This is a genomic window from Dactylosporangium sp. NPDC005572 (assembly GCF_040605515.1).
Classification (GTDB): Bacteria; Actinomycetota; Actinomycetes; order Mycobacteriales; family Micromonosporaceae; genus Dactylosporangium.
Map to the genome: position 1 here is coordinate 1 of NZ_JBEXCY010000316.1, position 9,870 is coordinate 9,870.

The following is a 9,870-nucleotide window of genomic DNA, read 5'->3' on the forward strand; positions in this document are numbered from 1 at the left end:
CCGGCCATCCCCAGGCGGCCGGCCGGCGCGGCGGGCGCTGCCGGCCCGGCGTCCGGGGTGACCACGTGGCGGCGCCCGGCCCGGAACGCCGCGATGTTCGTGTCGACCGCGACGCCGTTGAGCCGGATCGCCTCCTCGATCGAGGCGGCCGACAGCGGTACCGCACCGGCCTGGTAGGCCGCCCCGAGCAGCAGGACGTTGGCGGTCGTCTCGTCGCCGAACAGGGTGCGGCTGAGCCGGGCGGCGTCGACGGCCGTGGTGCGGCCGGCCACACCCCGGATGCGCTCCAGCAGCGCGCCGGCCGGCGGGAGGCTGGTCGCGATGTCGGTGACGACGGCCGAGGTCGGCGTGAGCGAGGAGGCGACGACCGCCACCGTCCGCTGCCCGTCGGCGCGGGCGAGGTGCTGCGGCGCCGCCCCGCTGAGCAGGTCGAACACGAGGTAGAGGTCGGCCTGGCCGGCGGCGACCGCGGCGGTGCGGTCGGCGATCGGCGTGGCGCTGATCTGCAGGTGGGACACGACGGCGCCGGCCTTCTGGCTCATCCCGGTCTGGTCGAGGCCGGCCGTGTGCAGCCCGTCGAGCAGGGCCGCCGTGGCCAGGACCTGGTTGACGGTGACCACCCCGGTGCCGCCGATGCCGACCAGGTAGACGCCGTAGGCCCGCTCGCCGGCCTTGGCCTTCGCCATGGGTTCGGGCGGCGCCACCTGCGAATCCGGCCGGCGGGGGCGCAGCGGATTGCGAGCGGCCGTCGTGGTACGGATCGTGACGAAGGACGGGCAGTCGCCGTCGAGGCAGCTGAAGTCGGAGTTGCACGACGTCTGGTGGATCTGCGTCTTGCGGCCGAGCTCGGTCTCGACCGGCTGGACCGACAGGCAGTTGCTCTTCACGCCGCAGTCGCCGCAGCCCTCGCAGACGAGCTCGTTGATGACCACCCGGCGGTCGGGTGTGGGCAGCCTGCCGGCGCGGCGCAGCCGCCGGGCCTCGGCCGCGCAGACCTGGTCGTAGATGAGGACCGTGACGCCCTCCACCGCGCTGAGGCGCTCCTGCGCGGCCAGGATCTCGTCGCGGGGCAGCACGGTGACGCCGCCGGCCAGGTCGCGCACGCCCCGGTAGCGGCCGGTGTCCTCGGCGCACACGATGATCTGCTTGACGCCCTCGGCGGCCAGTTCGCGGGTCAGGGCCGGCACCGACATGCCACCGGCGATCTCCTGGCCACCGGTCATCGCGACGTAGCCGTTGAACAGGATCTTGAACGTGATGTTCACGCCGGCCGCGACGCACGCGCGGACCGCGAGCAGGCCCGAGTGGCTGTACGTCCCGTCGCCCAGGTGCTGGAAGATGTGCCCGGTCTGCGCGAAGGGGGCCATGCCGATCCAGGGCACGCCCTCGGAGCCCATCGGCACGACCGGCAGCTTCTGGTTGCCGGCGAGGCGCGGGTCGAAGTACGACATGCCGTGGCAGCCGACGCCGCCGCCCACGACGGCGCCGCCGGGCAGCACGGTCGAGCGGTTGTGCGGGCATCCGCTGCAGTAGGCCGAGGTGCGGGCCAGCAGCGGCAGCGGAATCGGTCCGGTGGAGCGGGTGGCCCGGGTGGCGGCCCGGGCCGGCTCGGGCAGGCCGAGCTCGCGGCGCAGGATCGGCTTGAGGAGGTCGACGCCGAGCTCGCCGTGGGCCGGCACGAGCAGCCGGCCGCCGCGGTCGCGCTTGCCCACGACCGTCGGCCGGTGCGGGGTCGGGTAGAGCGCGCTGCGCAGCGCCGACTCGATGAAGTCGCGCTTCTCCTCGACCACGACGACGTGCTCGAGGCCGTCGGCGAACCGCTCCACAATGGACGGGTCGAGCGGGTAGATCATGCCGAGCTTCAGCAGCCGGACGCCCCGCTCGCGCAGGCCGGCGTCGTCCAGGCCGAGGTCGGCCAGCGCCTGCCGGACGTCGTAGTACGTCTTGCCGGCCGCGACGACGCCGATCCGGGCGCCGGAGGTGGCGCCCTCGATCCGGTTGAGGCCGTTGGCGGCGGCGAAGGCGACGGCCGCGAGGTGGCGGCGCTCGAGCAGGTCCCGCTCCCGGTCGACGAGGATCGTGGGGACGAGGTCGACGCGCTGCCGGTGCTGCCACGCCTCGCCGTCGATCTCGAGCGCCGGGTGCTTGAGCGACAGCCGGTCGGGGGCCAGGTTCACCGACCCGACCGAGTCGGCCACGTTGGTGACCACCTTCAGCCCGACCCAGCAGCCGCAGTAGCGGGACAGCTCCAGCCCCGTCACGCCGTAGTCCAGCAGTTCCTGGGTGGTGCCGGGCACGAGCACCGGCATCAGCGCGTCGTAGAAGGCGGTCTCGCTCTGGTTCGGCAGCGACGAGGACTTGGCCGCCGGGTCGTCGCCGGCGACCGCGACGACGCCGCCGAACGGGCTCACGCCGAACTGGTTGGCGTGCTTGAACGCGTCACCGCAGCGGTCCACGCCGGGTGCCTTGCCGTACCAGAGCCCGAAGACGCCCTGCAGGCCGTCGCGGAACCCGCCGGGCGAGGGCTGCTGGGTGCCGAAGACGACGGCGGCCGCGAGCTCCTCGTTGACGCCGGGCACGTGCCGGATGTCCTCGGCCGCGAGGGTGGCGGCCGCCCGGTGCAGGGTGAGGTCCAGCCCGCCCAGCGGGGACCCGGGGTAACCGGAGGCGAGGCCGCCGGTGCGCAGCCCGGCCGCCCGGTCGATGCGGTGGCGGTCGAGGAGGATGCGGGTGATGGCCTGGGTGCCGGTGAGGACGACGGTGCCGTCGTCGGCGTCGTAGCGGTCGGTCAGCTGGTAGCCGGCCGGCGCACTCACCACTTCGGTCATGAGCGGCCCTTCGTTGCGGGGGTGGCGGATTCGCTGGTGGAGGGCAGCCGGTCGACGCTGGCCGGGTCGTGCGGGTCCTTGTAGAGCAGGATCGTGCAGGCGCCGCCGTCGAGACCGGCCGGGCAGCGGTTGACCGGCCAGGGCACGCCGAGGCGCTCGCGGGCCATCTCCACGTGCCAGACCGGCACGTGGGTGCGGTAGATGGTGGTCGGCCGCCCGCCCCAGGTCACCGGGTGCTCGTCGGTCACGACCGCGAGCCCGAGCCCGGCCGCGAACCGGCCGTCGAGGACCTGCCGGGCGCAGGTGCCGCAGGGGTCCTGCACGATCGTGAACTTCTCGTCGTCCTCGCTGATCACCACGTCGGTGAAGTGGCCCTGCAGCAGGCGGACGAGGTTGACCAGGCGCTCGCCCGCGGGCCGGTCGATGTCGCGCATGAGGCCGCGCAGGGCGTCCTCGCCGCGGCGGCGGTGGAACGCCTCGAGCTCGTCCGGGCCGTATCCGGCGTACACCTGCGAGAGCAGCGCGGACAGCCAGTCCCGCAGGACGTCGACGGCCGAGCGCCACTCGGCCTCCCGTTGGTCGAAGATCGCCAGTGCGGCGCCGGCGTCGCCGCGGCCGGCCGCCGCGGCGACCTCGTCGGCCATCGGGGCCGGCTCCTCGTCCCGCACCGGGTCGACGCCCGGATAGGCGGCGAAGAAGGCCAGCGTCCGGACCGTCAGGGCGCGCAGGCCGGCGCGGCCGTGCCGCTGCACGGCGGTGTCGAGGATCGTGGTGACCCAGTCGAGGTAGCGCTCGCGCTGCCCGCGGTGTTCGTGCTCCAGCGCCGCCAGCTCCTCGCCCAGACCGTCCACATCGGAGCGTTCGAGCCGGCGGCGCAGGCGGTCGCGGGGCGACGTCGACAGTTCGCGCAGTGCCTCGTCGGTGAACAGGCGATGCGCTCGGCCAGCATTCACGTCGGCCTCCTCTCTGCCACCCTTGACGCTAAGGTCGTAACCTTATAACCTTCGGCGTGTGATGCACAACACACCCCTGACCAGCAAAAATGCGGCGCCCGCCACGCTGCAGGTCTCGGTCGACGCCGGGGTCGCGTGGGTCGAGCTCAACCGCCCCGAGGTGCTGAACTCGTTCGACGAGACGATGCTGCGCGAGCTGGCCGACGTGTGGGCGCAGCTGCGGCTCGACGACGAGGTGCGGGTCGTCGTCCTCACCGGCGCCGGCGAGAAGGCGTTCTGCACCGGCTACGACCGCTCCGGCCTCGACGACGACACCTCCTCCGCCACGGCGTTGAAGGCGAGCAGCCCGTTCCTGCGCGCGGACGTCGGCGACTTCCTCGGCCCCAAGTCGTGCGGCCTGTGGAAGCCCGTCGTCGCGGCGGTCAACGGCATCGCCTGCGGCGGCGCGTTCTACCTGCTCGGCGAGTCCGACATCATCATCGCCGCCGACCACGCCACGTTCTTCGACCCGCACACCACGTTCGGCATGCCGGCCGTCTTCGAGCCGCTGCACCTGCTGCGGCGCATGCCCCTGGGCGAGGTGCTGCGCCTGACGCTGCTCGGCTCGGCCGAGCGGATGTCGGCCCGCCGCGCGCTCGACGTCGGCCTGGTGTCCGAGGTCGTGCCGGGCGACCAGCTGCGGTCGGCGGCCGGGGCGGTCGCGGCGACCATCGCCGCCCTGCCGCCCCTCGCGGTGCAGGCGAGCCTGCGCGCCATCTGGGCCGGCTCCGAGATGGCGCCGGGGCAGGCGCTGGGCGTCGCCCACGCGCTGGTCGCCGCCGGCACCGACCCGGCCGCCCTGGCCGCCGGCCAGGAGGCCTTCCGGACCGGCGACCGGCCCCGCTGGCGGCTGCGATGATCGACTTCTCGCTGTCGACCGAGCAGCTCGACCTGCGGGCCGGCCTGACCGCCCTGTTCGCCGACCACTCCACGCCGGCGCGGGTCCGGGCGGCCGAACCGCTCGGCTTCGACCCGGCGCTGTGGGCCGTGCTCACCGACTTCGGCTTCCCGCACCTCGCCGGCTCGCGCGACGGTGCGCCGGCCGGGCTGGCCGAGCTCGTCGTCGCCGCCCAGGCGGCCGGCGCGTGCCTCGCCTCGGTACCGCTGGTGGAGACCCTGGTCGCGACGAGGCTGCTCGACCGCCTCGGCCGCACCGGCACCGACCTGGTGACGTTCGCGCCCCGGCCGGCCATCGGCGGCATCGCCCGGACGGTGCCCTGGGCGGCGGTCGCCGACCGGGTCATCGCCTGGGACGAGGGCCGCCTCGTCGTCTCGGGGCCCGGCCACGACGTCACCACGCCGAAGCAGACCCTGGCCGGACTCGCGCTCGGCCACGTCGACCTCACCGGCGCGACGCCGCTGGCCGACGGGCCAGATGCGCCCGAGCTTTTCGACGAGGCCCTCGCCGACTGGCGGGTCCTCACCGCGGCCGGCCTGGTCGGCATCGGCACCGCCGGGCTGCACCTCGGCGTGGAGTACGCGAAGACCCGCCACCAGTTCGGCCAGCCGATCGGCGCCTTCCAGGCCCTGGCCCACCAGCTGGCCGACGCGGCGACGCTCGTGGACGGCGCCGAACTGCTCGTCCTCGAGGCGGCCTGGGCCGCCGACACCGGCAGCGCCCGGCGCCTCGGGCTGGCCGCGATGGCCTGCACGTTCGCCGGCCGGGCCGCCCGCCGGGCCACCGACCGCAGCCTGCACGCCCACGGCGGCTACGGCTACACCCTGGAGTACGACATCCAACTCTATTTCCGACGGGCCAAGGCGCTGGGACTCCTGAGCGACGCGGCCGGCGGCGACGGCGCGGCCACCGAGGCCGTCGTCGCGCTCGCGCTGGCCGACACCGACGAGGGGCGGCCGTAGATGGACTTCGAACCCTCCGAGGCGCAGCTGCGCTTCCGCACCGAGATCCGGCAGTTCCTGGCCGAGCTGCCGCCGGCGACCTCGGCCGCCGTGCACGACTCCGGCACCCTGCACAGCTGGAGCGTGCACCGCGCGATGGCCGAGCGGGGCTGGCTGAAGGCGGCCTGGCCGGTCGAGCAGGGCGGGCAGGGCCGGGACCCGTTCGAGATGGCGACGCTCAACGAGGAGTTCGCCCGGGCCGGGATCCCGGTCGAGGGCTGGCTCATCTCCGAGCTGGTGGCCAAGACGCTGCAGATCGTCGGCACCGAGCAGCAGCGGCGCGAGGTCATCCCGGCCATCCTCGGCGGCGAGACCCTCATGTGCCTCGGCTACTCCGAGCCGGACTCGGGCTCCGACGTCGCCGCGGCCCGCACCCGGGCGACCCGCGACGGCGACGGGTGGGTCATCGACGGCCAGAAGATGTTCACCACCATGGCCCACGAGGCCAGCCACGTCTTCCTGCTGGCCCGCACCGACCCGGACGTGCCCAAGCACCGCGGCCTGACGATGTTCCTGGTGCCGCTCGACGCGCCGGGCGTCGAGGTCCGCCCGGTGCACACGCTCGGCGGGGAGCGCACCAACGCGACGTTCTACGAACGCGTCCGGGTCCCCGACAGCGCCCGGGTCGGCGAGGTCGACGGCGGCTGGGACGTGATGATGGTGGCGCTCGCCTTCGAGCGGCAGCCGGCCGCGGCCGGGCACCTGCTGCACCTGGTCGACCGGGCCGTCGCCTGGGCCCGCACGCCCGACGCCAGCGGCCGCGCGCCGATCGAGCGTCCCGAGGTGCGCGCCTGCCTCGCCCGGGCCTGCACCGACCTCGAGGTGAGCCGCCTCATGGGGTACCGGATGACCTGGCTCACGTCCCGCGACGTCCTCCCCCACACGCAGGGGTCCCTCGCGAAGCTGTTCAGCTCCGAGGCGCTCATGCGGGCGGCGTCGTCCTTCATGGACGTCGCCGGCGCGGACGGCCTGCTCGCCGGGCACGGCACCGAGGCGCCGGCCGACGGCTGGATCGAGCACGAGTTCCGGCACTCGGTCGTGACCACGATCTACGCCGGCACCAGCGAGATCCAGCGGGGCATCATCGCCGAGCGCCACCTCGGCCTGCCCCGCGCCCAGCCGAGGCGGGCGAACGCATGACGACCGCAGAGGACGTGACCCGGCAGGTGCGCTGCACCGTCGCCGACGGTGTGGCCCGGATCGTGTTCGACCGCCCGGAGAAGCGCAACGCGCTCGGACCGCCGCAGCGCGAACGGCTGATCGCGCTGCTGGCGCAGGCCGGCTCGGCGGTCGAGATCCGTGCCGTCCTGCTGTCCGCGGTCGGGCGGGCGTTCTGCGCCGGCGGTGACCTCAGCCTCCCCCGGCGTGAGCCGGTGGACGGCCGGCCGGCGAAGGTCGTGGGCGAGACCGGGCCCGGTGTGCGCAGCGCGCAGGCCCTCATCGCGGCCGTGCTCGACTGCCCCAAGCCGGTCATCGCCGCGGTCAACGGCGTGGCCGCCGGCATGGGCGCCCAGCTCGCCCTCGCCGCCGACTTCGTCGTGGCCTCGCCGCAGGCCCGGTTCGCGGAGCTGTTCATGACCCGCGGGATCGTGCCCGACGCCGGGGCGGCGTACCTGCTGCCCCGCATCCTCGGGCTGCACCACGCGAAGCGGCTGCTGCTGCTCGGCGGCGACCTGTCCGCCGCCGACGCCGAGCGGCTCGGCATCGTGCACCGACTGGTCGAGCCCGCGGACCTCGACGCCACCGCCGACGCCCTGGCGGCCCGGCTCGCGGCCGGGCCGACGGTCGCGATCGGGCTCGCCAAGCGCCTGTTGAACCAGTCCCTCGACGCGGACCGGGTCGCGGCGTTCGACCGGGAGGAGATGGCCGTCGCCATGAACGTCTGGACCGAGGACAGCGCCGAGGGGCTGCGCAGCTTCGCCGAGAAGCGCGACCCGGTCTTCCGGGGGTGGTGAGACGATGCCCAGACCCACCGACATCGGTGTCATCGACCTCATGATGGGCATCCCGAAGGGACCCGACGACGACAGCTGGCGCCGGTTCCTCGGCACCCAGCTGCGCGACCAGGAGAGCCGCGAGACGTACCGGTTCCCCGCCGAGTACATGTTCAAGGGCCTCCCCGACCAGCGGTTCAGCGCCGACGGCGCCAAGGCCGTGCTGCTGGAGATGGACCGCTGGGGCGTCGAGCGCGGCATGATCACGGTGAGCTTCGACGACGAGCTCGCGGTCGGCGCGCTGAAGGCCCACCCCGAGCGGTTCCTCGGGGCGTTCCCGGTCGACCCCAACGCCGGGATGGAGGGCGTGCGGGCGCTGCGGCGGGCGGTCGAGGAGCTCGGCGTGGTCGCGGCGAGCGCGATGCCGAGCGGCCTGAACCCGCCGGTGCCCATCAACGACAAGCGGTTCTACCCGCTGTACGCGGCCTGCGTCGACCTGGACATCCCGATCTTCGTCTGCGCCGGCGTGCCCGGGCCCCGCATCCCGTTCGCGGCCCAGGAGGTCGCCCTCATCGACGAGGTCTGCTGGTTCTTCCCCGAGCTGCGCTTCGTCACCCGCCACGGCTGCGAGCCGTGGGTCGACCTGGCCGTGAAGCTGCTGCTGAAGTGGCCGAACCTGTACTACTCGACCAGCGCCTTCGCCCCGCGGTACTACCCGAGGCAGATCCTGGACTTCGCCAACACCCGCGGCGCGGACAAGGTGCTCTACGCCGGGTACTTCCCGATGGGCCTGTCGCTGGAGCGCATCTTCACCGAGCTCGACGACCTGCCGCTGCACGAGCACGTGTGGGAGAAGTTCCTGCGCACCAACGCCCTGCGGGTGCTCGGTGGGGGTGCGGCATGACCGGGCGGGCGATCGTCGTCGGCACCGGCTTCGGGCTGCGGGTGCACGTGCCGGCCCTGCGGGCGGCCGGCTTCGAGGTCGCCGCGCTGGTCGGCCGGGACGCCGAGCGGACGGCCCGCCGGGCCGCGCGGGTCGGTGTGCCGGCCGGGTTCGCCACCCTCGCGGCCGCGCTGGAGGCCACCGGCGCCGAGGTCGTCACCATCGCCACGCCGCCGGACACGCACGCCGAGCTGGCCGGGCTGGCCGTCGCGGCCGGCCGGCACGTCATCTGCGAGAAGCCCCTCGCGCTGTCCGTGGAGCAGGCCGAGGCGATGGTCAAGGCGGCCGACGCGGCCGGCGTCGTCGCGCTGGTCGGCACCGAGTTCCGCTGGGACCCCGCGATCGAGGCGGTCCGCGCCGCGATCGCCGCGGGCCGGATCGGCCGGCCGCACACGGCCACGGTCATGCGCTCCTACCCGATGCTGGCCGCGGCCGACGCGGGCGCGCCCGGCTGGTGGTTCGACCCGGCGCGCGGTGGCGGGTGGCTGCGGGCCAACGGCACCCACCTGATCGACCAGCTGCAACTGTGGCTCGGCCCGATCGTGGAGGTGTCGGCGACCGTGGGCCAGGCGGTACCCCGGGCGGGCGGCGGCGCCGACGACGGCTACGGCGTGCTGTTCCGCACCGCCGACGGCGCGACCGGCGTGCTCCAGGAGTGCGCGGCGGCCTGGGGCGAGCCGGTCGAGGTGACCCGGGTGGCCGGCACCGCCGGCACGGTGTCCGTCGTGGACGGCCGCGCCCACCTCACCACGCCGGACGGTTCCCACGACCTGACCCCGGCCGCGCCACCGCCCGCGCCGGCGGACCCCGGCGACACCCGGCCGTGGACCGCGCAGGAGATCGCGTCGTACACCGGACTCGCCCGCTGGCTGCACCAGCGCCTCTCCCGCGCGGCCGCGCCGGGCTTCCCCCGCCCGGCGACGTTCGCCGACGGCCTCGCCGTCCTGCGGGTCGTCGAGGCGGTCCAGACGTCGGCCGAGCAGCGCCGCACCATCACCGTCGGAGGCGTCGCATGAGCCGGCGACTCGATCCCGCCGTGGTCCGGCCCGGCGGCACCGCGGTCCTGACGATGGAGCTGCAGCGCGGCATCGTCGGCACCGAGAGCCTGGTGCCGGAGCTCGGCGAGCAGCTGCGCGCCTCCGGTGGCGTGGACAACGTGCGCCGCCTGCTGGCCGCGGCCCGCGCCGGCGGCGTCGCCGTCGTGCACGCCACCGTGGCCCTCCAGACGCTGTCCCGGCTCAACCGCACCCACCGTACTGCGGGCGGTGAGCAGA

The 9,870-nt window shown here is 74.7% G+C and carries 9 protein-coding genes; 7 read left to right on the plus strand and 2 right to left on the minus strand.

Annotation, left to right across the window (positions count from 1 at the left end):
* A partial coding sequence (locus tag ABZS66_RS58045; protein WP_354772992.1) for an indolepyruvate ferredoxin oxidoreductase family protein occupies positions 1-2,828 on the minus strand: 2,828 nt, incomplete at its 3' end.
* Positions 2,825-3,781 (minus strand): hypothetical protein, encoded by a 957-nt coding sequence (locus ABZS66_RS58050; protein ID WP_354772994.1) that lies wholly within the window; start codon positions 3,779-3,781, stop codon positions 2,825-2,827. The genes ABZS66_RS58050 and ABZS66_RS58045, both read right to left, overlap by 4 nt.
* A gap of 61 nt (positions 3,782-3,842) precedes the next feature.
* On the opposite strand from ABZS66_RS58050, the gene ABZS66_RS58055 reads away from it, so the two are divergent.
* From ABZS66_RS58055 to ABZS66_RS58085, 7 genes are all read left to right on the plus strand, one after another.
* Positions 3,843-4,679, plus strand: a complete 837-nt coding sequence (locus ABZS66_RS58055) for an enoyl-CoA hydratase/isomerase family protein (protein ID WP_354772996.1) — start codon at positions 3,843-3,845, stop codon at positions 4,677-4,679.
* Entirely contained in the window at positions 4,676-5,680 is a 1,005-nt protein-coding gene (locus ABZS66_RS58060) for an acyl-CoA dehydrogenase family protein (protein WP_354772998.1), read from the plus strand. Before ABZS66_RS58055 ends, ABZS66_RS58060 begins: the two co-directional genes overlap by 4 nt.
* Entirely contained in the window at positions 5,681-6,859 is a 1,179-nt protein-coding gene (locus ABZS66_RS58065; protein WP_354773000.1) for an acyl-CoA dehydrogenase family protein, read from the plus strand.
* Positions 6,856-7,674 carry an enoyl-CoA hydratase/isomerase family protein gene (locus ABZS66_RS58070; protein WP_354773002.1) on the plus strand — a complete coding sequence of 273 codons (819 nt, stop codon included), beginning with the start codon at positions 6,856-6,858 and terminating at the stop codon, positions 7,672-7,674. Before ABZS66_RS58065 ends, ABZS66_RS58070 begins: the two co-directional genes overlap by 4 nt.
* Before the next feature lie 4 nt (positions 7,675-7,678).
* The gene (locus ABZS66_RS58075; protein ID WP_354773004.1) at positions 7,679-8,557 is read left to right on the plus strand and encodes an amidohydrolase family protein; all 879 of its coding nucleotides are present in this window, start codon (positions 7,679-7,681) and stop codon (positions 8,555-8,557) included.
* Complete coding sequence (locus ABZS66_RS58080) at positions 8,554-9,612, plus strand: Gfo/Idh/MocA family oxidoreductase (protein WP_354773006.1); 1,059 nt, start codon at positions 8,554-8,556, stop codon at positions 9,610-9,612. The genes ABZS66_RS58075 and ABZS66_RS58080 overlap by 4 nt, the downstream gene beginning before the upstream one ends.
* Positions 9,609-9,870 (plus strand): hypothetical protein (locus tag ABZS66_RS58085; protein WP_354773008.1); only part of this gene is annotated, 262 nt, incomplete at its 3' end. The genes ABZS66_RS58080 and ABZS66_RS58085, both read left to right, overlap by 4 nt.